The sequence below is a fragment of the Henriciella aquimarina genome (assembly GCF_002088975.1).
In the GTDB taxonomy this organism is placed as follows: domain Bacteria; phylum Pseudomonadota; class Alphaproteobacteria; order Caulobacterales; family Hyphomonadaceae; genus Henriciella; species Henriciella aquimarina.
This window is the reverse complement of the sequence record NZ_NCST01000027.1, coordinates 65,266-91,310: the sequence shown is the minus strand read 5'-3', so window position 1 is coordinate 91,310 and position 26,045 is coordinate 65,266. Positions and strand designations below refer to the sequence as shown.

Annotated in this window: 31 protein-coding genes; 25 read left to right on the top strand and 6 right to left on the bottom strand. The window is 63.4% G+C overall.

What is annotated here, in order from left to right; all coding sequences use genetic code 11:
* Window positions 1-68: 68 nt before the first annotated feature.
* Genes ruvC through B8784_RS04125 form a run of 4 tightly spaced genes read left to right on the top strand, consistent with a single transcriptional unit; the run spans window position 69 to window position 2,642 of the window.
* Complete coding sequence (gene ruvC / locus B8784_RS04140; protein ID WP_084396408.1) at window positions 69-557, top strand: crossover junction endodeoxyribonuclease RuvC; 489 nt, start codon at window positions 69-71, stop codon at window positions 555-557.
* Entirely contained in the window at window positions 554-1,177 is a 624-nt protein-coding gene (ruvA, locus tag B8784_RS04135; protein ID WP_199288575.1) for a Holliday junction branch migration protein RuvA, read from the top strand. Before ruvC ends, ruvA begins: the two co-directional genes overlap by 4 nt.
* Window positions 1,174-2,205, top strand: a complete 1,032-nt coding sequence (ruvB, locus tag B8784_RS04130) for a Holliday junction branch migration DNA helicase RuvB (protein ID WP_084396348.1) — start codon at window positions 1,174-1,176, stop codon at window positions 2,203-2,205. The genes ruvA and ruvB overlap by 4 nt, the downstream gene beginning before the upstream one ends.
* Before the next feature lie 11 nt (window positions 2,206-2,216).
* The gene (locus tag B8784_RS04125) at window positions 2,217-2,642 is read left to right on the top strand and encodes a hypothetical protein (RefSeq protein ID WP_084396347.1); all 426 of its coding nucleotides are present in this window, start codon (window positions 2,217-2,219) and stop codon (window positions 2,640-2,642) included.
* Here B8784_RS04125 and B8784_RS04120 read toward each other — a convergent pair whose 3' ends face one another.
* Together B8784_RS04120 and B8784_RS04115 are read right to left on the bottom strand one after the other, a co-directional pair.
* Window positions 2,643-3,026: a hypothetical protein gene (locus tag B8784_RS04120; RefSeq protein ID WP_084396346.1), complete on the bottom strand. Its 384-nt coding sequence runs from the start codon at window positions 3,024-3,026 to the stop codon at window positions 2,643-2,645.
* A gap of 98 nt (window positions 3,027-3,124) precedes the next feature.
* Window positions 3,125-3,403, bottom strand: coding sequence for a BolA family protein (locus B8784_RS04115; protein ID WP_084396345.1), 279 nt, complete (start codon window positions 3,401-3,403; stop codon window positions 3,125-3,127).
* Window positions 3,404-3,445: 42 nt separating this feature from the next.
* On the opposite strand from B8784_RS04115, the gene B8784_RS04110 reads away from it, so the two are divergent.
* The 9 genes from B8784_RS04110 to leuB all read left to right on the top strand — a co-directional run bounded on the left by B8784_RS04110 (window position 3,446) and on the right by leuB (window position 10,198).
* On the top strand, window positions 3,446-4,066 hold the full coding sequence (locus tag B8784_RS04110) for a J domain-containing protein (protein WP_084396344.1): 621 nt from the start codon (window positions 3,446-3,448) through the stop codon (window positions 4,064-4,066).
* A 52-nt stretch (window positions 4,067-4,118) separates the two neighbouring features.
* Window positions 4,119-4,847 carry a tRNA (guanosine(37)-N1)-methyltransferase TrmD gene (trmD, locus tag B8784_RS04105; protein ID WP_084396343.1) on the top strand — a complete coding sequence of 243 codons (729 nt, stop codon included), beginning with the start codon at window positions 4,119-4,121 and terminating at the stop codon, window positions 4,845-4,847.
* Window positions 4,834-5,391: a 50S ribosomal protein L19 gene (rplS, locus tag B8784_RS22135; RefSeq protein ID WP_084396342.1), complete on the top strand. Its 558-nt coding sequence runs from the start codon at window positions 4,834-4,836 to the stop codon at window positions 5,389-5,391. Before trmD ends, rplS begins: the two co-directional genes overlap by 14 nt.
* 332 nt (window positions 5,392-5,723) lie before the next feature.
* Entirely contained in the window at window positions 5,724-7,121 is a 1,398-nt protein-coding gene (gene leuC, locus B8784_RS04095) for a 3-isopropylmalate dehydratase large subunit (RefSeq protein ID WP_084396341.1), read from the top strand.
* A 23-nt stretch (window positions 7,122-7,144) separates the two neighbouring features.
* Window positions 7,145-7,993, top strand: coding sequence for a VOC family protein (locus tag B8784_RS04090; RefSeq protein WP_233355959.1), 849 nt, complete (start codon window positions 7,145-7,147; stop codon window positions 7,991-7,993).
* A 10-nt stretch (window positions 7,994-8,003) separates the two neighbouring features.
* Complete coding sequence (leuD, locus tag B8784_RS04085; protein WP_084396340.1) at window positions 8,004-8,636, top strand: 3-isopropylmalate dehydratase small subunit; 633 nt, start codon at window positions 8,004-8,006, stop codon at window positions 8,634-8,636.
* An 11-nt stretch (window positions 8,637-8,647) separates the two neighbouring features.
* Complete coding sequence (locus B8784_RS21525; protein WP_158085567.1) at window positions 8,648-8,797, top strand: YajG family lipoprotein; 150 nt, start codon at window positions 8,648-8,650, stop codon at window positions 8,795-8,797.
* Window positions 8,794-9,090 (top strand): putative quinol monooxygenase, encoded by a 297-nt coding sequence (locus tag B8784_RS04080; protein ID WP_084396339.1) that lies wholly within the window; start codon window positions 8,794-8,796, stop codon window positions 9,088-9,090. Before B8784_RS21525 ends, B8784_RS04080 begins: the two co-directional genes overlap by 4 nt.
* Before the next feature lie 52 nt (window positions 9,091-9,142).
* Window positions 9,143-10,198 carry a 3-isopropylmalate dehydrogenase gene (gene leuB, locus B8784_RS04075; protein WP_084396338.1) on the top strand — a complete coding sequence of 352 codons (1,056 nt, stop codon included), beginning with the start codon at window positions 9,143-9,145 and terminating at the stop codon, window positions 10,196-10,198.
* 2 nt (window positions 10,199-10,200) lie between these two features.
* Here the strand turns inward: leuB and B8784_RS04070 are convergent, their stop codons facing one another.
* A complete protein-coding gene (locus B8784_RS04070; protein ID WP_233355958.1) occupies window positions 10,201-10,617 on the bottom strand; it encodes a nuclear transport factor 2 family protein in 417 nt (138 codons plus the stop codon).
* Between the two features lie 136 nt (window positions 10,618-10,753).
* Here B8784_RS04070 and B8784_RS04065 point away from each other — a divergent pair, with 136 nt between their 5' ends.
* Both B8784_RS04065 and rarD read left to right on the top strand, forming a co-directional pair.
* The gene (locus B8784_RS04065) at window positions 10,754-11,788 is read left to right on the top strand and encodes an aspartate-semialdehyde dehydrogenase (protein WP_084396405.1); all 1,035 of its coding nucleotides are present in this window, start codon (window positions 10,754-10,756) and stop codon (window positions 11,786-11,788) included.
* Window positions 11,789-11,930: 142 nt separating this feature from the next.
* The gene (gene rarD, locus B8784_RS04060) at window positions 11,931-12,842 is read left to right on the top strand and encodes an EamA family transporter RarD (RefSeq protein ID WP_084396404.1); all 912 of its coding nucleotides are present in this window, start codon (window positions 11,931-11,933) and stop codon (window positions 12,840-12,842) included.
* Window positions 12,843-13,029: 187 nt separating this feature from the next.
* Here the strand turns inward: rarD and B8784_RS04055 are convergent, their stop codons facing one another.
* A complete protein-coding gene (locus B8784_RS04055; protein ID WP_084396337.1) occupies window positions 13,030-14,148 on the bottom strand; it encodes a serine hydrolase domain-containing protein in 1,119 nt (372 codons plus the stop codon).
* Between the two features lie 137 nt (window positions 14,149-14,285).
* Between B8784_RS04055 and B8784_RS04050 the strand changes: the two genes are divergently transcribed.
* From B8784_RS04050 to B8784_RS04005, 10 genes are all read left to right on the top strand, one after another.
* Complete coding sequence (locus tag B8784_RS04050) at window positions 14,286-15,176, top strand: HpcH/HpaI aldolase/citrate lyase family protein (RefSeq protein WP_084396336.1); 891 nt, start codon at window positions 14,286-14,288, stop codon at window positions 15,174-15,176.
* Window positions 15,176-15,523, top strand: a complete 348-nt coding sequence (locus B8784_RS04045; RefSeq protein ID WP_084396335.1) for an ArsC/Spx/MgsR family protein — start codon at window positions 15,176-15,178, stop codon at window positions 15,521-15,523. The genes B8784_RS04050 and B8784_RS04045 overlap by 1 nt, the downstream gene beginning before the upstream one ends.
* A gap of 84 nt (window positions 15,524-15,607) precedes the next feature.
* The gene (locus tag B8784_RS04040; RefSeq protein WP_084396334.1) at window positions 15,608-15,865 is read left to right on the top strand and encodes a hypothetical protein; all 258 of its coding nucleotides are present in this window, start codon (window positions 15,608-15,610) and stop codon (window positions 15,863-15,865) included.
* Between the two features lie 40 nt (window positions 15,866-15,905).
* Window positions 15,906-16,940: a MaoC family dehydratase gene (locus B8784_RS04035; protein WP_084396333.1), complete on the top strand. Its 1,035-nt coding sequence runs from the start codon at window positions 15,906-15,908 to the stop codon at window positions 16,938-16,940.
* A 7-nt stretch (window positions 16,941-16,947) separates the two neighbouring features.
* Window positions 16,948-17,358, top strand: coding sequence for a hypothetical protein (locus tag B8784_RS04030; RefSeq protein WP_084396332.1), 411 nt, complete (start codon window positions 16,948-16,950; stop codon window positions 17,356-17,358).
* A 45-nt stretch (window positions 17,359-17,403) separates the two neighbouring features.
* A complete protein-coding gene (gene dapF / locus B8784_RS04025; protein ID WP_084396331.1) occupies window positions 17,404-18,213 on the top strand; it encodes a diaminopimelate epimerase in 810 nt (269 codons plus the stop codon).
* A gap of 71 nt (window positions 18,214-18,284) precedes the next feature.
* The gene (locus tag B8784_RS04020) at window positions 18,285-18,737 is read left to right on the top strand and encodes a DUF3617 domain-containing protein (RefSeq protein WP_084396330.1); all 453 of its coding nucleotides are present in this window, start codon (window positions 18,285-18,287) and stop codon (window positions 18,735-18,737) included.
* Between the two features lie 47 nt (window positions 18,738-18,784).
* A complete protein-coding gene (gene mtaB, locus B8784_RS04015; RefSeq protein WP_084396329.1) occupies window positions 18,785-20,065 on the top strand; it encodes a tRNA (N(6)-L-threonylcarbamoyladenosine(37)-C(2))-methylthiotransferase MtaB in 1,281 nt (426 codons plus the stop codon).
* The gene (ftsY, locus tag B8784_RS04010; protein ID WP_199288573.1) at window positions 20,062-21,519 is read left to right on the top strand and encodes a signal recognition particle-docking protein FtsY; all 1,458 of its coding nucleotides are present in this window, start codon (window positions 20,062-20,064) and stop codon (window positions 21,517-21,519) included. The genes mtaB and ftsY overlap by 4 nt, the downstream gene beginning before the upstream one ends.
* Window positions 21,516-22,175 carry a 5-formyltetrahydrofolate cyclo-ligase gene (locus B8784_RS04005; protein WP_084396328.1) on the top strand — a complete coding sequence of 220 codons (660 nt, stop codon included), beginning with the start codon at window positions 21,516-21,518 and terminating at the stop codon, window positions 22,173-22,175. The genes ftsY and B8784_RS04005 overlap by 4 nt, the downstream gene beginning before the upstream one ends.
* Window positions 22,176-22,184: 9 nt before the next feature.
* Here B8784_RS04005 and B8784_RS04000 read toward each other — a convergent pair whose 3' ends face one another.
* Together B8784_RS04000 and lysA are read right to left on the bottom strand one after the other, a co-directional pair.
* Window positions 22,185-24,785: a DUF4175 domain-containing protein gene (locus tag B8784_RS04000; protein WP_084396327.1), complete on the bottom strand. Its 2,601-nt coding sequence runs from the start codon at window positions 24,783-24,785 to the stop codon at window positions 22,185-22,187.
* On the bottom strand, window positions 24,773-26,038 hold the full coding sequence (lysA, locus tag B8784_RS03995) for a diaminopimelate decarboxylase (protein WP_084396402.1): 1,266 nt from the start codon (window positions 26,036-26,038) through the stop codon (window positions 24,773-24,775). The genes B8784_RS04000 and lysA overlap by 13 nt, the downstream gene beginning before the upstream one ends.
* Window positions 26,039-26,045 lie beyond the last annotated feature (7 nt).

The following is a 26,045-nucleotide window of genomic DNA, read 5'->3' as shown; positions in this document are numbered from 1 at the left end:
GCGAACAAATCAGGAAAATTGGGAGCCTATTAACCGAAACCCGATTGCCTGCGCCTATGACCAACGCGATTCGCATACTCGGCATCGATCCGGGCCTCCGCCACACCGGCTGGGGCGTGATCGAGCAATCCGGCTCCCGGCTCTCTCATATCGCGCATGGCGTGATCCGCATCGATCCGCAAATGGCGCTCTCGGCCCGGCTGGGCGGCATCTACAGGGAAGTCATGGCGCTGGCTAGTGAATTCACTCCGGATTGCGCCGGCATCGAGGAGACGCTGGTGAACGCCAATCCCCGTTCGGCGCTGAAGCTCGGACAGGCGCGCGGTGCGGCGATGGCCGCCCTGCATGGCGCCGGCCTCGATGCGCACGAATACTCCCCGCGCACGATCAAGCTTGCCATTGTCGGCACGGGCGGGGCCGACAAGGCGCAGGTCTCCTTCATGGTCGCCCGGCTGCTCCCGCAGGCCGGCAAGATGGCCTCCGATGCCGCCGACGCGCTGGCCTGCGCGATCTGCACCGCCCACCACGTGACAACATCCGCGCGAGGCGCAGCATGATCATCGGACGTCTGAGAGGCGAGGTCGCGACCGTCGGGACCGACAGTGTGATGATCGACGTCAATGGCGTCGGCTATGTTGCGCTGGCTGGCGGGCGCCTGCTCGGCAAGCTCGAGCCCGGCAAGGAAGCCACGCTGCATATCGAAACCCGCGTCACCGAGAATTCCATCACCCTGTTCGCCTTCGAGAGCGACGAAGCCCGCGCCTGGTTCGTCCGCCTGCAGGATGTGCCGGGTGTTGCCGGCAAGTCGGCCATGGCGATCATGGACGCACTGTCGCCGGCCGAGCTCATGGATGCGCTGGCGCTTGGCGATGCGGCGACGATCACGCGCGCCAAGGGCGTCGGCAAGAAATTCGCCGAGCGCATCATCGGCGAACTGGCCGGAAAACCGCCACCCATGGGCCGCTTCGCCGCGTTCCGCCCGCATACACCGACGAATGGCGACGCCGCCGAGCCGCCACAGGCTGGCGGTGTGCGCAGCGAGACGATCTCCGCGCTCGTTAACCTCGGCTATACCCAGGCCGACGCCGCCCGCGCGGTCGCCACGGCCATCCGAAACGCTCCTGACGCCGACACAGGCACGCTGATCAAGGCGAGCCTGAAGGAGCTGGCACCGTGAGCCGCGAAGGCAGCCTCAACGATCCGGAACGCCAGTCGGGCGACGCGCTCGACCGCGCGCTGCGGCCGCAGAGCTTTGACGACTATGTCGGCCAGGAAGCGCTGAAGGCGAACCTGAAAGTCTATGTCGAGGCCGCCCGCTCGCGCACGGAAGCGCTGGACCATATCCTGCTCTTCGGCCCGCCTGGTCTCGGCAAGACGACACTGGCCCAGATCGTCTCGAAAGAACTCGGGGTCGGTTTCCGCTCCACCTCCGGGCCGGTCATCGCCAAGGCGGGCGACCTTGCCGCCATCCTCACCAATCTCGAGGAGAACGACGTTCTCTTCATTGACGAGATTCACCGCCTGCCCCCGGCCGTCGAGGAGATCCTCTATCCGGCGATGGAGGATTATGCCCTCGACATCGTTATCGGCGAAGGGCCTTCGGCGCGGTCTGTCCGGCTCGATCTTGCCCCCTTTACGCTGGTCGGCGCGACGACGCGGGCCGGCCTGCTCGCCAATCCGCTGCGCGACCGGTTCGGCATTCCGATGCGGCTCAATTTCTATGAGCCGCAGGAACTGTCCCGCATCCTGATGGCGGCGGGCCGCAAGATGGGCGCAGCCATCGAAGAGGAGGGCGCGCTGGAAATTGCAGGCCGCGCGCGAGGCACACCACGGATCGCAATCCGGCTCCTGCGCCGTGTGCGCGATTTCGCCGAAGCCGAAGGCTCCGCCATCGACAAGGCCGCTGCCGGGCGCGCACTGTCCCGGCTTGAAATCGACGCCGACGGCCTCGATGCGCTGGACCGGCGCTACCTCGAGGCCTTGGTGAAGACCTATGCCGGCGGTCCGGTCGGCGCCGACACGCTCGCCGCGGCCCTGTCCGAAGCGCGCGACGCCGTCGAGGACGTCATCGAGCCTTTCCTGATGCAGAAGGGTTATGTGGCACGCACGCCGCGCGGACGCATCGCCGCGCCGCTCGCCTATGAGCGGATGGGCCTGGCCGCACCGGATATAAAGAGCCAACCGGGGCTGTTCACGGAAAAATAGGAGAGGCAAGCATGCTGGACGGATTGAGAGACCTGGCGCAGGCCCTGTCCATTGCTTTCTTCGGCTTTTCCAGCGGCTGTGCCTGGATCGCGGCCATCGTCGCGCCCAATACCTCCTATGACCGCCTCGACCATGGCCGGGCCGACGGGCATGTGCGGCTGCTGCTGACCAATGCCTCCAGTCATATCGCCTTTGTCCTGCTCGCCGCGGCGGCCCTCGCCGTTCTGGGCGGAGCCATGGGTGCCGGGATTGTCGGGGCGCTGGCGGCAGCCGGCTTTTTCACCAATCGCTGGACACTCGCCCCGCGCAAGCGCGGCACCACACCGCCGGGCATGCGTCAGCGCAAGAAGACCCAGCGCGTCGTTGCCGTCAGCCTGACGCTGATCTTCACGCTGGTGGCCGTCATCGCGACGGGACTTGCGATTGCGCGGATCTGACTAGTTCTGGACCAGCCAGAGCACACCGATCGTATGAAGGTAGAGGAAAGACTCGGTCGAGCGCCGGGCGGCCCGCATGGCAACCTCGGCGGCAAACTTCCGGTTCGCGGCAATCATCAGGGCGCAGGCTGCAAGCCCCGGAACGAACAGCCACCATGCCACGACGAAGGAGGCGATGACTGAAGCAATCAGGACGGTATAGGCGACAAAGTCGAGCATCCGCACCCGGAACTCGTTGAGCTTGCCGAACATGTTGAGCAGGCGGGGATTGCGGTGCAGCTGGTCCGCATCGATCGCAAAGGTGCGGTCTTCGTCCTGGCGAAAACGCACGACACGCGCCTGCCGCCCCTCATCATGCGGATTTGGTACTGTTCTCAGAAACATCGCACAGGCCCTCTTCACGAAACCTGAACGTACAATTCAGCACTTAACGCTTATTCCGCTTTGGGCCTGTCAATTTGGCACAGGTGTGCAGCCTTTCCTTAACCAGCCGGCGCGCTGGCCCGGATGTTGAGGGCGTGGAGGCCTGATTCAAATTCGCTTTTAAGGGCATCATTGACGGCCCGCTGCATCGCGACGCGGCTCATGCCATCGAATTTCTTCGAAACGATGCGCACCTTGAAATGCGTTTCTCCCTCCGGGGACGCCCCGGCATGGCCGGCATGGCCGGCATGACGGGCGCTGTCATCGACAACGTCAAGGTCTTCCGGCGCAAAGGCCTGCGTCAATGTGGTGCGAATCCGCTCTGATCTGTTTGTCAATTCTGGCCTCATTAACTGGTGTGCCCTATGTTGCATGACCTCATGGCTGATTCATTCTCATATCGCGTGAAATTCACCGACATAAGGGTGAAGCCGCCCAGGGCGGAGACTGAGCGCAAGAAGGCCCGTGAAACGCGGGCCTGTCACCGCGATGGCTGCGACCTGGCTGGCGAACATCCCTCTCCGAAACCACGTGGGCTCGAAGGCGTCTACTGGTTCTGTCAGAAGCATGCCGGTGAATACAACCGCAATTACGACTATTTCGCCGGGATGTCGGAAGCCGAGCTCGCCGAGTTCAACGAGATGGCGAAGTATGGCTTCAACAAGACCTGGAAGTTCGGCACCGGCCCGATGGGCAAGGGCAAGGCGGCAGCCGCCCACGACCCGCGCCGCTGGCGGGGCAAGGAATTCTTCGAGGAGAATGCCGAGGCCCGCAAGACCCGCCGCAAGGAACAGCAGTCGGCCGGTGTGACCAATCGCGCCCTGCAGGAACTCGACCTGGAGCCAGGCGCATCGGCCACCGAGATCCGCGTGCGCTACAGCGAATATATCCGCAAGTTCCACCCCGACTCGAATGGCGGGGATCGCTCGACCGAGCATATGCTCGCCCGGGTGCTGCGGGCCGGCAAGACGCTCAAGGCGGCGGGCATGATGAAAGGCTAAGGCAGCCTTTCACCCGCCGTTTCATGAAGACCGTAGCAGGACGCCAGGACACATGGCTTTCGACGTCTCGATCATCACCCTGTTTCCGGAGGCGTTTCCGGGACTGCTGGACGTCTCGATCCTGGGGCGCGCCCGCGGTGAGGGCCGTTGGTCGCTCGATGTGACTGACCTGCGCGCGTTCGGCATCGGCAAGCATCGCAAGGTCGATGATCCGCCGGCCGGCGGCGGGGCCGGTCTGGTGATGCGGCCCGATGTGGCCGTGGCCGCCCTCGACAGCCTCGACCGCCGGGGACGCCCGCTGATCTATCTCAGCCCGCGCGGCAAGCCCTTCACCCAGGCCATGGCCCAGGAGTTTGCCGCCGGGCCCGGCCTGATCTGCTTTTGCGGGCGCTTCGAAGGGCTCGACCAGCGTGTCATCGACCGGCGCGGCATGATCGAAGTCTCGCTGGGCGATTTCGTGTTGGCCGGCGGCGAGGCGGCTGCCCAAGCCATCATCGAAAGCACTGTGCGCCTGCTGCCCGGTGTGGCCGGCAATGAAACATCGCTCGAGGAAGAGAGTTTTTCCGACGGCCTGCTGGAATATCCGCAATACACACTGCCGCGGATGTGGGAAAATGAGCCGACCCCGGAGGTCCTGCTATCCGGCGATCACAAGAAAATCGCCGAATGGCGGCTCAACCGCAGTAAACTGTTGACAGAAGCCCGTCGTCCCGATTTATGGGCCGCTTACCTCAACGGGCAAGAGATACGAGCGTCGGAGACGGACGATGAACATGATTGAGCAGCTCGAAGCTGAAGAAGTGGCCCGCGTCACTTCCGGCAAGACCATTCCGGATTTTTCCCCGGGTGACACGGTCTCCGTGAACGTGCGCATCCGCGAAGGCGACCGTGAGCGCGTCCAGCGCTTCGAAGGCGTCTGCATCGCGCGCGCCGGCACCGGCCTCAACGAGAACTTCACCGTTCGCAAGATCTCGTTCGGCGAAGGTGTGGAACGGGTCTTCCCGGTCGTCTCGCCGATGATCGAGAGCATTGAAGTCAAGCGCAAGGGCCATGTCCGCCGCGCCAAGCTTTACTATCTGCGCAATCTGCGCGGCAAGTCGGCCCGGATCGCCGAGCGCGTGTCCGGTCACGGCATGGAGACGACGGAAACCACCATCTCCAAGACCGAGCGCAAGCGTCAGCGCGCCGAACAGAAGGTTGCCCGCAAGGAGCAGGCTGCCAAGGACCGTGCAGAGCGTGAAGAAGCCAAGCGCAAGGAAGCTGAAGCGGCTGCCGCAGAGGCTGAAGCCAATGCCGAAGCTGAAGAAGGCGGCGCCGAAGAATAGGCTGCAGCCATCTGGCACACTTTCAAAAGCCCCGCTGGAAACAGCGGGGCTTTTCTTTTGCAGCCGCCTCGAGACACCGCGCCCGCAATTGGCACGCCACTTGCGATCTCCCTGTCAAAGCAGATTGGGTGGGGGCGTACGGTTCTATCAGGGACACATGCCGTGCGAAGCACCCAAAGGGGATTAGGCGGACTCGACAAGAGTTCACCTATGAAAGGGGCCAGCAGGGGGACGCTGGCCCCTTTTTTCTGTCGCTGCATCAACAGCGAGGCATATCTTGCCTATTGCGCCAAGACATGATGTTTTCGCGCCCAAATAAGGAAATGAGGGCCATGGCAGGCAAGACGCTTTACGACAAGATATGGGATTCGCACACCGTCCACACCGATCAGGCGACGGGCGATGCGCTTCTCTATATCGACCTGCATCTCATCCATGAGGTGACGACACCGCAGGCCTTTGCCGGCCTGAAGACGGAAAAGCGCGCTGTCCGGCGCCCGGAACTCACCCTGGCTGTGGCCGATCACAATACGCCGACCGAAAACCAGGCGCTTGGTCTGGAAGGCGTGAAGGACGAAGCCGCGCGCAACCAGCTTTCCGCGCTCACCCGCAATGTCGCCGAATATGGCATCGAATTCTTCCCGATGGGGGACCCACGCAACGGGATCGTCCATGTCGTCGGCCCCGAACAGGGGCGGACCCAACCCGGCATGACGATCGTCTGCGGCGACAGCCACACATCGACGCATGGCGCGTTCGGCGCGCTCGCCCACGGCATCGGCACCTCAGAAGTCGAGCATGTGCTGGCGACGCAAACGCTGCGCACGCGCAAGTCGAAGAATATGGCCATCGAGGTCAGCGGTGAGCTGCGCGAAGGCGTCACCGCCAAGGATCTCGCCCTGCACCTTATCGCCATTATCGGCACCGCCGGCGGCACGGGCCACGTCATGGAATATCGCGGGTCCGCGATCGAGAAGCTCTCCATGGAAGGGCGGATGACGCTCTGCAATCTCTCCATCGAGGGTGGCGCGCGCGCCGGGCTGATCGCGCCCGACGAGACGACCTTTGATTACATGAAGGGCCGTCCCTCCGCGCCGAAAGGCGCCGCCTGGGAGATGGCGACGCAATACTGGCGCACGCTCAAATCCGACCCGGATGCCCATTGGGATAGCGTCATCGAAATCCGCGGCGAAGATGTCGAGCCGACCGTGACCTGGGGCACCAGCCCGGAGCAGGCTATCCCGGTCTCGGCGACGATCCCCAATCCGGAAACGATGCGTGATCCGGTCAAGAAAGCCGCCGCCGAACGGGCCCTCGAGTATATGGGCCTGGAGGCCGGCGCCCCGATTGCCGGAACGCCCGTGCAGCGTGTGTTTATTGGATCCTGCACGAACTCCCGCATCGAGGATCTGCGCGCAGCCGCGAAAGTTGCTGAAAATTCAAAGGTTGCCGATGGCGTGCGTGCCATGATCGTGCCCGGCTCCGGCCTCGTGCGCGCCCAGGCTGAAGCCGAAGGCCTCGACAAGGTCTTTACCGAGGCCGGTTTCGAATGGCGCGAGCCGGGCTGTTCCATGTGTCTCGGTATGAACCCGGACATACTCGCACCCGGCGAGCGCTGTGCCTCGACCTCGAACCGGAACTTTGAAGGCCGGCAAGGCCGTGGCGGGCGCACACACCTGATGAGCCCGACGCTCGCCGCGCGCGCGGCGATTACGGGCGTCATTGGCTAGACCTTGAACCCCACTGCCTCCCCATGTCTTTGATCACCGGCCTCGACCATATCGTTCTGGTCTGCCCCGACATCGAGGACGGCATGACCGCCTACAGCGCCCTTCTTGGACGCGCGCCCGATTGGCGTGCGAGCGCAAATGGCGCGGCGACAGCCCTTTTCGCCGTGCAGAACACAGCGCTGGAGCTGATGGCCCCGGATGGCGACGGCCCGGTTTCCGACCGCCTGCGCGAGATCACCGCCGAGCGCGGCCCCGGCCTCACCAGCCTCGCCTTCCGGACCGGCAATATCGACCAGACGCATCATGCCTTCGCCCGCCGGGCGCTGATGCCGGGTGACATCACCTATGGGGAAAGCACGAATCTGGACGATTCTGCCGTTCGGCGGTGGAAACGCTTCCGCTGCAACGACGCCCAGGCTGCCGGGATGAAGCTCTTCGTCCTGCAGCCGGAATCCGACCTCGAGTCTGCATCCGCCTCTCCGACGGCTGCCCAGTCGCTCGACCATATTGTCATCAACACGCCCAATCCCGACCGGGCGCTTGCGCTTTATGGCGCGAAACTCGGCCTCGATCTCAGGCTCGACCGCACCGCCGAGCAGTGGAAGACACGCTTTCTCTTCTTCCAAACGGGTGGACTGACCGTGGAAATCATCCACCGGTTGGACGAGGCCCATGATCCGGCCGGACCCGACACGATCTGGGGACTGACCTGGGCGGTCGAAGATCTCCCGCGCGCGCATGCCCGGCTCAGCGAGGCTGGTCTCCAGATTTCGGAGATCCGCCCCGGCCGGAAACCCGGCTCGCACGTCTTTACCGTCCGGGATGGCACGCTCGGCGTGCCGACCCTGTTCATTTCCCACACACCGCGATAGAAACACTTCCATGAAAGCCTTCACGACCCTCACCTCGACCGCTGCGGCCCTGACCCACCACGACCGGCTGATGGCCAATGTCGACACAGACATGATCATTCCGAAGCAGTTCCTCAAAACAACGGAACGCGAGGGGCTGTCGCAGGGTCTGTTCTACGAACTCAAGACCCGGGCCGATGGCAGCCCGGATCCAGACTTCGTGCTGAACAAGCCGGCCTTTCAGTCAGCCGGAATTCTGATCGCGGGCGAGAATTTCGGCTGCGGCTCCTCGCGTGAGCATGCGCCATGGGCCTTGCTGGACCAGGGCATCACCTGCGTGATCGCGCCCTCCTTCGCCGATATCTTCCACAATAACTGCTACAAGAACGGCATCCTGCCCATCGCCCTGCCCTATGAGGTGTGTGCGGCGCTGGCCGAGCAGGCCGGCGGGGCCAATCACAAATTCACTGTCGACCTCGAGCGCCAGATCATCACTTCGCCGGACGGTGAAGAGATCCATTTCGATGTCGATGAAGGCCGCAAGGCAAGCCTGCTTGAGGGGCTGGACGACATCGGCCTGACCCTGACCGCGGAAGAAACGATTGCGACGTTCGAGAAGGGCCGGAAAGCAACGACCCCCTGGCTCGAACCGGCGACCAGCTGAAACGGAGGTTCATGATGAAGGCTGCCCCCCTGCTGCTCACGCTTATGGCCAGCCTGATCCTGGCCGGATGCGCAACAGACCCGTTCTCCACCGAGCCCGAGGTCGATATCGACCCCGACAAGGTGCAGAAATCCCGAACGGCCGATGAGCCGGCACAATGATCGTCATTGAGGGCACGGTCCGCATCGATCCGGCCCGTCTGGACGATGCCCGGCCCGCCATGGAGACCATGGTCCGCGCCAGCCGCGCCGAAGCCGGCTGCATCGACTATGCCTATGCCATCGACATGCTCGACCCTGGCCTGGTCCGCGTCTCGGAACGCTGGCAGGACCGGGACGCCCTGAAAGCGCACTTCGAAAGCGTCCATATGACCGAGTGGCGCGGCGTCATCGCCGGGCTCGGCCTGCGTGACCGGTCTCTGCGGCTCTATGAAGCAGAACCGGAAGAGATTTAAGCCGCCCGACGTATAGACATCGGCGCCTTCCCCCGCCTAAAGCATCTGCGACATGACACAGACACTCCTTCTTCTGCCCGGCGATGGCATCGGTCCCGAAGTCATTGCCCAGGCCCGCCGCGTGGCCGAACAGGTCGCCCCCGACATCACCCTGACAGAGGGCCTTGTTGGCGGCGCCGCCATCGACGCCGGCGGCACCCCGCTCAGCAACGAGACCCTTGAAAAGGCCAGGACCAGCGATGCCGTCCTTCTGGGTGCCGTTGGCGGGCCGAAATGGGCCAATGTAGAGCGCATCCATCGCCCGGAAATGGGCCTGCTGAACCTCCGCAAGGAGCTGGATGTCTTTGCCAATCTCCGTCCGGCCTATTGCTTCGAAGCGCTTGTTGACGCCTCCAGCCTGAAACGCGACCGGGTTGAGGGCCTCGACCTTATGATCGTGCGCGAACTGACCTCAGGGGTCTATTTCGGCGAACCGCGCGGCGTGGACACCGACGAGAACGGCATCCGCCGCGGCTATGACACGTCCATCTACACCGCACCCGAAATCGAGCGCGTCACGCGCATCGCCTTCGAGATCGCGCGTGGACGTGACGGCCGGATCTGCTCGGTCGACAAGTCGAACGTCATGGAAAGCGGCCATTTCTGGCGCACCGAAGTCACCGCCCTGCACGAAGCCGGCGGCAGCGGGGTCGAGCTGACACACATGCTGGCCGATGCCTGCGCGATGGAACTGGTCCGCAATCCGAAACAGTTCGACGTGATCCTGGCAGACAACCTCTTCGGCGACCTTCTCTCCGATGAAGCCGCGATGCTGACCGGCTCGATCGGCATGCTGCCCTCCGCCAGCCTTGGCGGAGAAGGCGTGGCCGGCCTCTTTGAGCCGGTGCATGGCTCGGCGCCGGATATTGCCGGGAAGGGCCTCGCCAACCCGTGCGCGGCCATCCTGTCGCTGGAAATGGCGCTGCGCTGGTCTCTCGGACGCCCGGATGCGGCCGACCGCGTGATGGCCGCTGTCAGCAAGGCCCTGAAGGAAGGCGCGCGCACCAGCGATCTCGGCGGCTCGATGTCGACCCAGGAGATGGCTGACGCGATTATCGCAGGGCTTTAAAGCTAGCTGTAGTCGGCGATCCGGCTCATCAGCTGGCCACGGAATTCGAAGAAGCTTGCGCCGCGGACCTTGATGGTCTCGCCGGCCTTCACGCCGTTTGGCAGGTCGACGGCAGCCTTGCCCTCGAACTCGATCTCGGCGGCCGCCTTGCCCTGGCCGATGACCAGGCTGACCAGTTTCTGGCGGCGATAGGAAAAGGCGTTGCCGGAAAGCTCGGCCACTTCGCCCATCTTCTCACGGCCTTCGAAGGTCATGGTCTGGCCGGAGTTTGAAATGTTCTCGAAAATGACGTCTTCTGTGACACAGTCGAGCATCCCTTCAATGTCGCGGGAATTGTAGCTCTTGATGTACTTCGAGATGATATCTTCGATCAGGATCGTCTCCATCGGTGAGGCGTTTGCAGAAGGTGCACTCAACATTCAGCGAAAGTGCATTACATGCTGTTGAAATCAAGTCTCCGGCTGTGGCGGCTTCCTTGTCACGCGGGCGATTAGCATTTGATTGAGAAGCGCGGCTTTCTTCGCTATGGAGAGCGCCTCGCGAAAGGAAAACATTATGGCACTCAGAGTTGCAGTTGTCGGCGCCACAGGGAATGTGGGCCGCGAACTCCTCAATATCATGGATGAACGCGATTTTCCGGCAGACGACGTCTTTGCCGTGGCCTCGCGCCGGTCTGTCGGCCGCGAAGTCAGCTATGGCGACAAGACGCTCAAATGTCAGGCACTCGACGATTTCGACTTCTCCAAGGTCGACGTCGTTCTGATGTCGGCTGGCGGCACGCTGTCGAAGGAATGGGCCCCCAAGATTGGCGCCCAGGGCGCAATCGTCATCGACAATTCCTCGGCCTGGCGCATGGACCCGGATGTCCCGCTGGTCGTTCCGGAAGTGAATGGCGAAGACGTCCTTGAGTACGGCAAGAAGAATATCATCGCCAATCCGAACTGCTCGACCGCCCAGCTCGTCATGGCGCTCAAGCCGCTGCACGATGCGGCCAATATCAAGCGCGTTGTCGTGTCGACCTACCAGTCCGTCTCGGGCTCGGGCAAAGCCGGCATGGACGAGCTCTGGAACCAGACCAAGGGCATCTTCGTGAACGATCAGCCGGAGCCGGAAGAGTATCCGCGCCAGATCGCCTTCAATGCGATCCCGATGATCGGCTCTTTCCGCGAGGACGGCTTCACCGACGAAGAAGCCAAGATGTGGAACGAGACCCACAAGATGATCGATCCGAACATCAAGCTGACGGTCACCTGCGTGCGTGTACCGGTCTTTGTCAGCCACTCGGAAACGGTCAATATCGAGTTCAATAACCCGATCACGCCGGAACAGGCCCGTGAAGCCCTGCGCAACTTCGATGGCGTTCAGGTCGTCGATAATCCGGATGAAGACCAGTACATCACCCCGGTCGAGGCCGCCGGCGAATGGGCGACCTATGTCTCCCGCGTCCGTGTGGACCCGACCGTTGAAAACGGCCTGGCCCTCTGGGTTGTCTCGGACAATCTCCGCAAGGGTGCCGCACTCAACACGGTCCAGATCGCCGAAGAACTGATCAAGCGCGGTGTGCTGAAGCCGGAATCGGTCAGCGCCTAACCGGCCGCCCAGCAGGAAACACGATCCGGACGCCGCCCTTTTCGGGCGGCGTTCTCTTTTTGCATATCAGCTTTTCTCAACAGACTGCCGAGATCACAGGAAACGGGTGGTCATCGGCGAGGCGGCGCATTATTTGCCGCGAATGACGTCGGAGCTTCGCCTTGGATTCCTGAGCGCCTTCGGCGCCTACCTGCTCTGGGGCGGACTGCCGCTCTATTTCCGCGCGCTCAATCATATCGAACCGCAGGAGATGCTGGCCCACCGCATTCTCTGGGGCCTGCCGACCGCCCTGCTCTTCGTCACCGCCGCGAAGCGGTGGAAGGATATGCGGGCTGCGCTGACCCGCCGGCGGATCTCCTATCTTGCGATTTCCGCAACGCTGATCGCGCTGAACTGGCTGGTCTATATCTGGGCCGTTTCGGCCGAACGGGTGACCGAAGCGAGCCTCGGCTACTACATCAATCCACTGGTGAGCGTGCTCATCGGTATGATCTTCTTCTCCGAGACGCTGCGCCGCGCCCAGTGGGTCGCCATTGCCATTGCCGCGATCGGGGTCGGCGTGCTGACCTGGGAACTCGGGCGGCTGCCGTGGGTCTCGCTGGTGCTCTGCTTCAGCTTTGCCTCATACGGGGCCGTGCGCAAACAGATCCAGGTCGATAGCCGGATCGGATTCGCCGTGGAAACCGCCCTGCTCTTTCCGGTCGCCTTCATCTGGCTTGCCTGGTTCCAGTCGACCGGCCAGGGCGGCTGGGTCGGCGATTATGGCTGGGACTGGCTGGTCCTGCCGCTGGCCGGGCCGATCACAGCCGTCCCACTCATCCTGTTTGCCCTGGCGGCCAAGCGGCTGAAGCTCGCGACGATCGGCATGATGCAATACATGACGCCGACCATTCAGTTCCTGATTGCGGTGCTTCTCTTCCGGGAACCGTTCGGACCGGTCGATGCGGTTGCCTTCGGCCTGATCTGGACAGCGCTGGTCGTGTTCACCACCGACAGTATTCTTGGCGACCGAAAAGCCCGCCGTCTCGCCAGGGCGGCCCGGCCGGCGGAATAGTTATCCAAAAAAATAAGCCCCGGTGTCCTGGGGAGGACGGGAACCGGGGCAGAGACTGCATTTGGTGAAATTGGAGTTCCAAATTCGTCTATGGAGCAGCAAAGCCCACGCCAGCTCGCTTTGCAAGCGAAAATTCTATTTTTGCGTGAGTCCGTCGCGCTCTGCGTCCTGCCCTCAAGGCATCTGGCTACAGGCAGCCATAGAGTGCATCGACAAGCCGCCGGGCCCTCGGGTCCCCCTGCAGGAAGCTTGACTGCCGGTTCATGACATAGGCTGCTGACAAGTGGCGCGCAGGATCTCCAAGCGCCAGCGAGCCACCCCAGCCGGAATGAGCAAGCGTCTCTTCGTTCGGGCCGTAAATGCCCAGATTGTTGCGCATCACTCCGGCGGCAAACTCGGTCACGAAGGGCAGGACGAGATCCTCACCGATCACCTGCCGGCGTGTGAGCGCGGCAAAAGAGTCTTCGGGGACCAGCTGCTTTCCGTCGATACGGCCACCATTCGCATAAGCGCCGTAGAGCCGCGCGACCGATTGCGCCGTGCCGTGGCCATTGGCAGATGGAATCTCGATCTCCCGCCACTGCGCCCCGCCCCTGTCAGGCGCAGCCCATTTCGTGAGGAAAGCGATTTTCTTGAACTCATTGAGTTCTCCAAGCTGCGGCATCTCGCGTGGCCGCATGAGGCCCGCGACACGGTCATGCTCCTCTTCCGGCAGCCCGATATGGAAGTCTATGTCGAGTGGCTCGCAGATGTCTTCCCGCAGGATCGTGCCGAGGCTCCGGCCCGCAATCCTCTGGACGAGCTCTCCGGCGAGATACCCCCAGGTCAGTGGATGATAGCCATGCGCGGTGCCCGGCTCCCAAAGCGGCTCGAGATCGGCCAGCGCCGCCGACAAAGCCGGCGGATCGAGCCAGAGCGCCGGGTCGATGGGCTCGGCGAAGCCCACAAGCCCCGCCTGGTGGGAGAGCATCTCGCCAATCGTGACATCTGCCTTTCCGGCGCTGGCAAATTCCGGCCAGACGGCGCTGACCTTCGTCTCATAGCCTTCATCGAGTGTATCGATGATGCGCGCGATCACGAGGGCGGCGATGCCCTTCGTCGTCGAATAGATCGGCACCAGCGTCCGCTCATCCCAGGCGGTTTCCTTGCCGCGGTCGGCAAAGCCGCCCTGCAGATCGACGATCACCTCGCCGTCCAGGATCGCGGAAAACCCGGCCCCAAGCTCTTCGCCGGCTTCGAATGTCGCCTCGAATACATCGCGCACCGGCTCAAAGCCCGGTGCCACAAACCCGCGGATATCGCTCATGGTGCTCGTCTCCAATTCGGCTGGTGTGCAGCGATACACGACACATCACGGAATGAAAGACCGTGGCAATGACACCACTGGACAGGACCGGGATGAAAAGGCATCGAGAAGCGCGATTTATTCGGGATGGAAACCATATGACGACACAGACGACCCACCGCCCCCGCCGGTCCTGTCTCTACATGCCGGGCGCCAATCCGCGCGCGCTCGAGAAGGCGAAGACCCTCGCGGCCGACACACTCATCCTCGACCTGGAAGATGCTGTCGCGCCGGATGCCAAGGAAGAGGCGCGCAAGACAGTGTGCGACGCGGTCAAGGACGGGGGCTATGGCAAGCGCGAGGTCGTCATCCGCATCAATGGGCTCGATACCGAGTGGGGCCTTGATGATCTGAAAGCCGCTGTGGCCGCCGGGCCGGACGCCATCCTGGCGCCGAAGGTTATCGACGGCGGTGACATCGACCGCCTCGACGACGCCATGTCGCGCGCCGGCGCGCCAAAAGAGATGGGCCTCTGGGTGATGATCGAGATGCCGAAGGCGCTTCTCAACATCAAGGACATTGCCGAAGCCACGGGCCGCACCCGCCTGTCAGCCTTCGTCATGGGCACCAATGACCTCGCCAAGGAGCTTCGCGCGCTTACCGATCCCGCCCGCACGGCCTTCCAGACGACATTCGGCCTGACTCTCGCGGCCGCCCGCGCCTATGACATCGTCGCCATTGATGGCGTCTACAACGATATCTCCAATGCCGAAGGCCTCGAAAGCGAGGTCCGCCAAGGCCGCATGCTCGGCTTTGACGGCAAGACCCTCATTCACCCTTCGCAGATCGAAACCACCAACCGCATCTTCGCCCCGGATGAAGGCGATGTGCAGCAGGCCCATGATGTCATTGCCGCCTTTGCCGCCCCGGAGAATGCCGGCAAGGGGGTCCTGAAGGTCAATGGCAAGATGACGGAACTGCTCCACCTGGAAGAGGCCAGGCGGATTGTTGCCGTCGACGAAGCCATCAAAGCCATGGAGACTGCCTGATGAGCTATACCCTGCTTCACCACACCGGCTGCAGCACCTCGCGCAAGGGCCTCGCCCTGCTGCAGGAAAACGGCGTCGAGCCCGAGATCCGCAAATACATGAATGCCGGAGAAGCCCTCAGCGTGGATGAGCTGAAGGATATCGCAAAAAAGATGGGCAATGCCTCACCGCGTGACTTTCTCCGCGAGAAGGATGCCAAGAAGTTCGACCTGCCTGAAGACCTGGATGACGAGGCGCTTTACAAGGCGATGGTTGAAAACCCGCGCCTGATCCAGCGTCCCATCGGCATCAAGGGTGACAAGGCCGTCCTTGGCCGGCCAATCGAGAAGCTGCTCGATATCAAGTGACAGGTCAGACTTTCCGGGCCGATCGATCAAATTTCACAAACCGCGTAAGCGGGGCGGCAAAGCATCTGTGCGACAAGGCTTTGCATGACGCTTCTGCTTGTTCTCGCCGGCCTGCTCCTGGTCCTGTCTGCCGCCCTGTTCTTCGGGCCGCAGCTGGCCGTCTATGGCATGGATGGCCTGCGCGACGCGCTCAAGCGCCCGGAAGCACAGCTCATTGCCGGTACGCTGGTTTCGATCCTTGCCCTGCTGCTTTTTGCACCCCTGACGGGTTCTGCCTTGATTTCAGGGGGGCAGACAGGTCAGGTGGTAGGCGACAGCATGCAGGGGCTGCGGCTCGCCTGAGACGGGCGATACCGGCTGCCCCGAACGGCAAGAGGGCAGCATGACGAAATCCAATCCGGGCCACTATTTCGAAGACTTCAAACCGGGCATGGAGCTTGTCCATGCCACCCCCCTGACGCTTAGCACCGGGGATATTTCGCTTTACCGGGCGCTGACGGGCAGCCGCCACGCGCTCTATTCCGCCGAAACCTTTGCCCGGGCCAACGGATTTCGCGGCCTGCCGGTCGATCCGCTGCTCGCCTTCCATGTCGTGTTCGGCAAGACGGTGCCCGACATCTCACTGAATGCCGTGGCCAATCTCGGTTATGCCGAGGGGACGTTCGCGAAGACCGTTTATCCCGGCGACACGCTGACAGCGATCTCCGAAGTTATCGGTACCAAGGAAAACTCGAACGGCAAGACCGGTGTCGTCTGGGTGCGCACGCGCGGCGAAAACCAGAGCGGCGAGACCGTGCTGTCCTATGTCCGCTGGGTGATGGTCAACAAGAAGGATCCCGGCAGCCCCGCCCCGGACCCTGTCATCCCCGAGCTGAAGGACGCCGTCCCCGCCTCTGACCTCACAGCCCCAGCCTATGGCAGCTGGGATGCCAGCCTCGCCGGCTCGAAATGGCGCTTCGGGGACTACGCTATCGGCGAAACAATCGACCATGTCGACGGGATGACGGTCGAGGAAGCCGAACACCAGATCGCCACGCGCGCATACCAGAACACCGCCAAGGTTCACTTCGACGCCCATGCGCAGAAAGACAGCCGGTTCGGCAAGCGGCTGATCTATGGCGGGGTCGTGATCTCGATTGCCCGGGCCCTGTCCTTCAACGGCCTGGAGAGCGCGGCCCAGATTCTGGCCATCAATGCCGGCACCCATGCCGGGCCGCTCTTTGCGGGCGACACCGTCTATGCGTGGTCGGAAGTCCTCGACAAGGCAGAGATCAATGAGACGACAGGGGCGCTGCGCCTGCGCCTTGTTGCCACGAAGGACCACCACTGCGCCGACGTCCCGCTGCGTACGGAGGAGGGAAAATATCACCCTGACGTGCTGCTCGACTTCGACTATTGGGCAGCGATCCCCATCTAGCCCCATAATGGTGAATATTCTCGAAGGTCTTGCCCTGTTCGGCGTCTCGATCGCGACCATCCTCATGGCGCTGGCGAGTCTGCTGGGCACGATGACGATGAAACAGGCCGTCGAACTCGGCATGGCCGATGCCCGCGTGCTCTGCGGGCTGACAGGAGTCACCAATCCACGCGAGCTGCAGGATATTTTCGGCCCACCCACCATGGACCGCGCCTGGCACGGGCTAAACCTCGCGACAATCGAGGCCGAGCGCCGGCCTGCCGGGCATCTCATAAGCGACGACCGGGTCGACTGGATCTGTATCGGCGTGGCCGTCGTCGCCCTTTTCTGGCGCCATCCCGTCGCCGATATCCTGCTGATCGTGGCCGCCACGTCACAGCTGGCCGGCTGGATTATGGCGACGCGCCTGCCGCGATAAGTTTGGGCTTTTGCTGAGGCCTCACCTCGCCTACATGACGTTTCCATGAAAGTCTGGAAGATGAATGGTGCCGGCAATGCCTTTGCGATCTTTGACGCAAGGGACCGGAAGTTTGCGCCCGATGCAGCGCGCATCCGTGCGATTGCCGAACAGATGAAGGCCGACCAGGTGATGTCGATCGAACGCGATGGCAGCGCCGATGCCTTCCTGCGCATCTGGAACGCGTCCGGCGAAGAGGTGAATGCCTGCGGGAACGGGACGCGGGCGGTTGCCCATCTCCTGCTTGAGGAAGACGGCAAGGAGCAGGTGCGCATCCGCACCAATGCCGATGTGCTGAAGGGCCGGAAGGCCGGGGACAACCTCGTCACCATCGATATGGGTTCGCCGCTCATGGCCTGGGAAGACATCCCACTGGCGGAGAAGATGGATGTGCGCGGCGTCGATGTCCGCATCGGCCCGATGGACAATCCATACCTCTCCAGGCCCGCCGTCGTGTCCATGGGCAATCCGCATGCGGTCTTCTTCGTCGACGATGTCGACGCCTATGACATCCCCCAGATCGGCCCGCTGGTGGAGTGGCATCCGCTGTTTCCCGAAGGGACCAATGTCGGCTTCGCACAGGTCATCGACCGGGAAACCATCCGCCTGCGCGTCTGGGAACGTGGCGCCGGGCTGACCAAGGCCTGTGGAACGGGCGCCTGCGCCGCGCTGGTGTGTGCGGCGCGTGCCGGAAAGACCGGGCGCAAGGCCAAAATGATCCTCGATGGCGGCGAACTCACCGTCGAGTGGCGCGAATCTGACGATCATGTCCTGATGACCGGGCCGGTCGAGCTCGAAATGTCTTTTGACGTCTGAGAGTGGCCCCAAGGCCGCAGACGCGATAGGCTGCCCTTCGGAGGACGCAATTTCCGAATGGAGGGACAATCATGAAACTGTCGAATATCCTGGGCGCCGCGGCCCTGTCACTCGCCATCACCGGGGCTGCCTCGGCTCAATCGCTGGGCGTCGAGCCGGGCAACTGGGAAACAAGCCACACCTTTACCGGCACGGTGAAGACCCAGGGCATGTCGATGGAGCTGCCAGGGAAAACGAACACCACGACGCAGTGCATCAGCGAAGAGGATGCCACCTTCGACCCCGACGAATTGAGCGGTGATGGCTGCACGGCCTCGAACATCCAGTCCACGGGCAAATCGGTCAGCTTCGACCTCACCTGCGATCAGGGCGGCGCCTCCATGGAGGGCACGATGGAGGCCACGGCCTCCGATGATGGCCGGTCTGTCACCGGCACGATGACGATAACAGGCAGCCAGCCGGGCGGCGGCAGCATCGACATGAAGGGTGACTTTTCCGGCAAGCGTCTCGGCGCCTGCAGCTGATAAGGCTTGAAACCATCGGTCAGACGCGCGATCTGGGCGGATTGACCATGTCCACAGACACCAAGCCTCGTCTCTCGCCGAAAGTGATCACGCTCGGCTGCCGCCTGAACTCTTACGAGTCCGAGGTGATGCGCGGGCATGCCGAAAAAGCAGGCCTGGACAATACGGTCATCATCAACACCTGCGCGGTCACGGCAGAGGCCGTGCGCTCGGCCCGCCAGACCATCCGCCGCGCGAAGAAGGACGATCCAGACGTGAAGATCGTCGTCACCGGCTGTGCCGCCCAGATTGATCCGGACGCCTTTGCCGCGATGCCGGAAGTCACCCGTGTCATCGGCAATCAGGAAAAGATGGAGGCCGGCACGTGGGCCTCGTCTGCACTGCGCCATGGCGAAGAGAAGGTGCTCGTCAACGACATCATGTCGGTAAAGGAGACCGCCGGTCACCTGATAGACGGCATGGAAGGCCGAGCGCGGGCTTATGTTCAGGTCCAGAACGGCTGCGACCACCGCTGCACCTTCTGCATCATCCCCTATGGCCGCGGCAATTCCCGCTCGGTTCCGGCTGGCGAAGTCGTCCAGATGATCCGCCGCCTGGTCGAGACGGGCCATTATGAAATCGTGCTGACGGGTGTCGACCTGACAAGCTGGGGCGCTGACCTTCCGGGCGCGCCGCAGCTCGGCAATCTCGTGCAGCGTATCCTGAAGCTTGTGCCGGCGCTGAAGCAGCTGCGCATCTCTTCGATCGACGCCATAGAAATGGACGACGCCCTGTTCGAGGCAATGGCCGATCCGCGCATGGCGCCCTTCATGCACCTGTCGCTACAACACGGCGACAATCTCATGCTGAAGCGGATGAAGCGCCGCCACTCTCGGGAAGATGCCATCGAGCTGGCCGGCAAGCTGCGCCAGATCCGGCCTGACATTGCCCTTGGCGCGGACATCATTGCCGGTTTCCCGACAGAGAGCGAAGCCGCCTTCGAGAATTCGGTAAAGCTGGTCGAGGATTGCGGCCTGGCTTTCCTGCACGTCTTTCCCTACAGCCCGCGCCCGGGCACCCCGGCAGCGCGCATGCCACAGCTGGAAAAGGCCGTCATTAAAGCCCGTGCCGCCCGTCTGCGCGAGACCGGCGCAGCCGCCTTGTCCCGTCACCTCGACACCCATGTCGGTCAGACCCGCGAGGTTCTGGTGGAACAGGAGACAAGCGGGCGGCTCGGCGACTTCTCGCAAGTGTCGCTCGAAGACTTTCAGGGGCTTGAAGCCGGGCGACCAGTTGCGGCAAGGATAGTCCGGCATGACGGACGTAAACTGATCGGTGAGCCTGCATGATCCTCTGGTTCGGAAAAAAGAAGAAAAAGAAGGAACTCGAAGAGGCCGGCGCCGCGATGACGGCGCCGGAGCTGTCGGCTGAAGAGGTTGCCGCCAAAGAGGCCGCCGAGAAGGAAGAAGCCGAACGCAAGGCGGCCGAGCAGGCCGAGATCGACCGAAAGGTCGTTGAAGCCAACCGCGCCTGGGAAGAGCGCCAGCAGCGCGAACGCGAAGCCGCTGAAGCAGAAGAAACTCGCCGCAAGGAAGAGGAAGCCCGGCAAGCCGAAGAAGCACAAGAGGCCGCTCGCCATGCAGCTGAAGACGCGGAGCGCAAGGCCGCCGCCGAGGAAGCCGCGCGAAAGGCCGAAGCAGACGCCGCCGAAGCCCGCCGTGCCGCAGAAGAGGCCGAACGTCTTCGCCAGGAAAGGGAAGAGGCTGAGCGCGAGGAGGCCCAACGCAAAGCCGAAGAAGCCGCCAAGGCTGCGGAAACAGCTGATACGGCTGAGGAGCCCTCAGAACCGGATCCTTATGCCGAGGTGAAGTCTCCGGGTTTCTTCAAGAAGCTGACCAGCGGCCTGTCGAAGTCCTCCTCCAAACTTGGCGCGAGCCTGACCGGCGCCTTCACCAAGCGCAAGCTTGACGACGAGGCGCTGGAAGAGCTGGAAGACCTGCTCATCGCGTCGGATATGGGTGCGCGGGTGGCGGCCAAGGTCACGGCCAATCTCGCCAAGAACCGCTTCGACAAGGATGTCACCGACGACGAGATCAAGGCGGCGCTCGCCGAGGAAATCGAGGCCATCATGAAGCCGCGCGAACGGCTCGTCGATTTCTCCGACGGGCCGACCCCGCGCATCGTGCTCTTCGTCGGCGTCAACGGCTCCGGCAAGACGACCACGATCGGCAAGATCGCCTCAAAGCTGAAAGAGCAGGGCGCCAGCGCGCTTCTCGTGGCCGGCGACACCTTCCGCGCAGCGGCCATCGAACAGCTCACCGTCTGGGGCGAGCGGGCCGGAATCCCGGTCATGTCGAAACCTACAGGCGCGGACGCCGCCGGCCTGGTCTATGAGGCGGTCGAAAAGGCAAAGGCGGAAAATCTCGACCTTGTCCTGGTCGACACGGCCGGCCGGCTTCAGAACAAGGCCGAGCTGATGTCGGAGCTCGCCAAGATCGTCCGCGTCACGCGCAAGCTCGACCCGGAGGCTCCGCATGACGTGATCCTGGTTCTCGATGCGACGGTCGGCCAGAATGCGCTGAGCCAAGTGGAGGCCTTCCGCCACACCGCCGAGGTTTCGGGGATCGTGATGACCAAACTCGACGGCACAGCCAAAGGGGGCGTCCTTGTCGCTATTGCCGAGGCCCATGACCTGCCGATCCACTTCATCGGCGTCGGCGAGAAAGCCGAAGATTTGCAACCGTTCAGTGCCGAGGCCTATGCCAAGGCGCTGGTCGGCATGGACGAAAAGGCGCCGGCGTGAGCGCTGACGCGAAGACCACCCTGCGCGCCGAGCTGAAGGAATTGCGTGACGAGCTGCACGCCCGCGATCCCGATGCCGGCATTACGCTCGCGGAGAAATTCCCGCTGAAACTCCTGGAGCGCTACGGCCCTGTCGTTGCCGGCTACTGGCCGATTGGCAGCGAAGTCGACCCGCGCCCGCTCATGGCACGTCTGGCCGAAGCCGGCGCCCAACTCGCCCTGCCGCGGCTTGACGAGGACGGGACAATGTCCTTCCGGCTCTGGAGCGACGGGGAAGAGCTTGAGCGCCGCCCCTTCGGCCTCAGCGAGCCTCTGGAAACCGCGCCGCACGTCGACCCGACCCTGGTGCTGTTGCCGCTGCTTGCCTTTGACAAGGTCGGCAATCGCATCGGCTACGGGAAAGGCCATTATGACCGCGCCCTCAGTGCGCTGCGAAATGAGGGCCGCGTCTTTGCCTGCGGACTCGGCTTCTATGCCCAGATGCTGGACGATCTGCCGGCCGAACCTCACGACCAGCCGCTTGACTGGGCGATGACCGAGCGCGGATCGGTACCGATCTTCATGATGCGGACCTTCGCCCAGGACGGTGATGCTGGTGACGATGTCGCGGATGACGAGGATGGGAATGGCGACGATCCCGGACCGGGCGCCGCCTGAGGCCAAACCCTAGAAGCGGTCGAGCAGCCGCTCCAGATAATCACGCTCTTCCTCGTCCGGCGTCGTGCCGTAGCGGCGGCGCAACTCGTCCAGGATATCCTTGGCACGCTGGCGCTCGGCCTCGTCGGGAATGTTCACATCCCGCCCATCAGCAACGCCGCCCATGGGACGCCCGAACGGGTCGGTATCCTCCGAGCCGTATTCATCGCCAAGCCGCTCCTTGCGTAATTCGTCCAACTGGCCGGCCAGCCCCTGCGCAAGATCGCGCAGCCGGTCGGTCGCTTCTTCCTGATTGCGCTGGGCACGGAGGCCATTGCCGTCCCGCAGGGCTTCCGCGGCGCGGCGCTGGGCGCGCTCGATGGCCTGAAGCGTCTCTTCATCCATCTCCTCGCCGCCACCGCCGGCGCCTTCTTCGCCATCTTCGTCTTCCGACCCGGCTGAACCGTCCCGCCCACGCTCGCCGAGATTGCGCAGGCCATCACCCAGCTCGTCCTGCCGGTCGGCCAGCGAATTGTTGCCACGATTGCCCTCAGCGCCGGACTGCTGGCCGTTGGGTTGCTGTCCCTCACCGCGCTGTTCGGCCATCGTGTCGTCATTCAGTTCACGTTGCTCGCGCAGAAGGTCCGAAAGGTTCTGAAGCGTTTCGGAAAGCTCGCGCTCTTCCTGGGGGACGTCTTCGTCATTCTCGCCCTGCTGCTGGCCGGGCATGCCGGGGAAACCGTCGCCGCTATTATTGCCCTGCTGGAATTGCAGGTTCTCGAGCATGTTGGTGATGTCGGAGAGCAGCTGGCGGGCCTGATCAGTCGCCCCAGTCTCCGTCAGGTCGCCAAGCGCGTCGAGCATGTCGGAGAAGTCCGATCCGCCAAGGCTCTGGCCGCCGCCGTTCTGGGCACTGTCAGTGTCGTTCGGGGGCGCGTCGAGGCCGTTCGCCATAGCTTCGGCCATGCGGGCGGCGAGATAATTCTGGGCCGCTTCCTTGAAGGCTTCCAGGCGGCGTTTGATCTCGGCTTCCGAGGCGCCGTCGCGCAGCGCTTCCTCAAGCGCCTTGCGGGCCGCCTGCAGGGCTCTCAGCGCATCAGCCGCGCTACCATACTCCGCCCGCAGCGCGAGCGACCAGAGAAGCGGCTCCGTGGTATCGGCCTCGTCGGTAGAAGAGGCCGCCTGCAGCACGCCCGCAACATGGCGCAGACCCATATAGATGCTGATATCCTCGAAATAGCGGGGCGCCTCGAAGGTGACCCCCTCGATCATGCGGCCGGCGCGCTGAATGCCCGGCGGGGCATGCGCGATGCGCTGGGTCGCGGCGGTGTAGACGGCGCCATCCTGCAACGCCTCGGCATTATCCGGAAGGTCCTCATAGGCCCCATCCTCGCGCAGAATGGTGACACGGATGTCCTGAATCGCACGGGCGAGCGGCTGGAGGAGCAGCTTTTCCGGAATGGTGAACGTGACGGGCTCGCTCAGCCCAGCCTGTCCGGCGCCATCGGTGGCGCGCAGGCGGGCCTCGACCTCAAGCCCGGCCCAGCGGTGCCGCGTCAGGTCTATCGCCGTCGTTTCTTCAGCCTCTTTCGGCGAAATGGCCGGCAGCTGGACAGCGACGGCGTCTTCCTTGGTCTCGCCCTCTTTCGTCGTCAGCGTAAAAACCATCTCCAGCGAATCGACCCCGTAATCGTCGGAGACTTTCCAGCCGAACTCCGTCTTGTCATTGGGCAGCAATTCCGGCTCCGACACCCATTCAACGGCAGGCGCCTCATCCGGTGAAGCAAGGATCGTCCAGGCTGCGCGCTTGCCCCACCAGGTCACGCGGATCTCACTGTCCTCAGTAATGGTGCCGGTCGCTTCATAAGCGCCTTCGGGGGTGACGGAGAAGCGGGCCTTCGAACGGCTGTCAGTGCCGTCGATCACGAGATGCGGCGCGGAGGGTGCCTGCGCACGGACGGTCACTTCGGAGCCGGCGGGCACGCGCACGCCGTCCTGGGCGTCCTGCAGGAAGATGGGCGGGCGGCCCGTATGGCTCGGCGGGGTGATCCACGCTTCGATGCGGATCGATTCCGCACCGAAAAGGCTGCCGATATCCGGAGCGAAGGCCCGTTGCAGCCGGTCTCCGCCAGCCGGCCAGGCCACAACGAAGGCGGCGATCAGAAGCGCCGGAAGCGCATAACGCAGATAGAACGGGTCCAGCTTCTTCCAGTCGGCTGAAAGGCTCGGAATGTTCAGCCGGCGGGCAGCATCTGTCAGCCGGGTCTCATGCGCACGCCATAGCGCGACACCGTCGGCTTCCGGATGGGCGGGCCGGTCGCCCAGCGTCGCCAGCGGCCGCAGGTCGGACTGCCGGTCGAGGCGTTTTACGGCTTTGGTCCGGTCCGGCGGTCGGAAGCGGGCCCAGCCGAGGACGCCTACAATGGCAAGCCCGCCGACAAAAATGATCAACGACAGCGATGCGAGCTTCTCGCTGGCCGCATCCAGCATGCCGGTCACGGCAAACAGGGCAAAGAGCGCCACCAGGACAAAGGAGGGCCAGAAGGCACGCGCAGCCGCAAGCCGCCACAGAGCGCCACGTGTGCGCGCAATTTTCGGCTCGATGCCCGGAATGCGCTTCAGGTCAGCCAATCAGGGAACGTCTCCAATGCCACCATCTCTTCAAAACTGGGCCGCCGACGGACAACAGCAAACTGGTCGCCATCGACGAGGACTTCTGCTGCCAATGGTCTCGCATTGTATTGCGACGAAAGCGCGGCACCATAGGCTCCGGCCGACATCATCGCGAGCCGGTCTCCCGGTTCCATGACGGGAAGCTCGCGTTCGGCGGCAAACTTGTCGGTCGATTCACAGATCGGTCCGACAACATCATACCGCATTCTAGGCGCATCCGCAGCCCGTTCCTTCAGGGGCAGGAAATCATGGTGGGCCTGATAGAGCGCGGGGCGCATCAGGTCATTCATCCCCGCATCCACGATCAGGAATTCGCGTTTCGGCGCGGGTTTCCTGTAAAGGGCCTCAGTGACCAGCACGCCGGCATTCCCGGCGATCACGCGGCCTGGCTCAAGGATGACCTGCAGCCCCATGCCTTCGGTCACTTCGCGGATCATATTGGCATAGTCGGCCGGCGGTGGCGGATCGTCGGTCTCGCGATAGGGAATGCCCAGACCCCCACCGAGATCGACCCGGCTGATGGCATGACCTTTCTCGCGCAGGCCCCTGACCAGCGTCATCACGCGCTCAAAGGCGGCGCGCATCGGGGCAATCTCGTCAATCTGCGAGCCGATATGCACATCGACCCCGACGGCCTCGACCCCCTCCAGCCTGGCGATCTTGTCGTAAAGCGCGTCGGCATCCTCCCACGGCACACCGAACTTGTCGCCGGCCTTGCCGGTCGAAATGTTCGGGTGGCCACCGGCCGCGACGTCCGGATTGACGCGCACGGCGACCGAGGCCGTGGCGCCCATTTTGGAGGCCACCTCGGCGAGAACCTCAAGCTCGGCTTCGCTCTCGACATTGAACTGGTGGATGCTTTCCGAGAGGGCGAGGCGCATTTCATCGCGCGTCTTGCCGACCCCGGAGAACACGATCTGTGAGGCGGGAATGCCAGCCGCGCGGGCTCGCTTCAGCTCACCGCCACTGACGACATCGGCGCCACAGCCTTCAGCCGCCAGGGTCTTCAGCACACCGAGATTGCCATTTGCCTTCACGGAATAGGCGATCAGGCAGTCCATCCCCTCAAAGGCGGCCGCGATGACGCGGGCATGGCGCCTCAGCGTTGCCGAGGAATAGACGTAAACGGGCGTGCCGACCGCATCCGCGATGGCATCAAGCGAGACGTCCTCGCAGTGGAGGCGTCCATTGACGTAATGAAAGTGATGCACGTGTCCG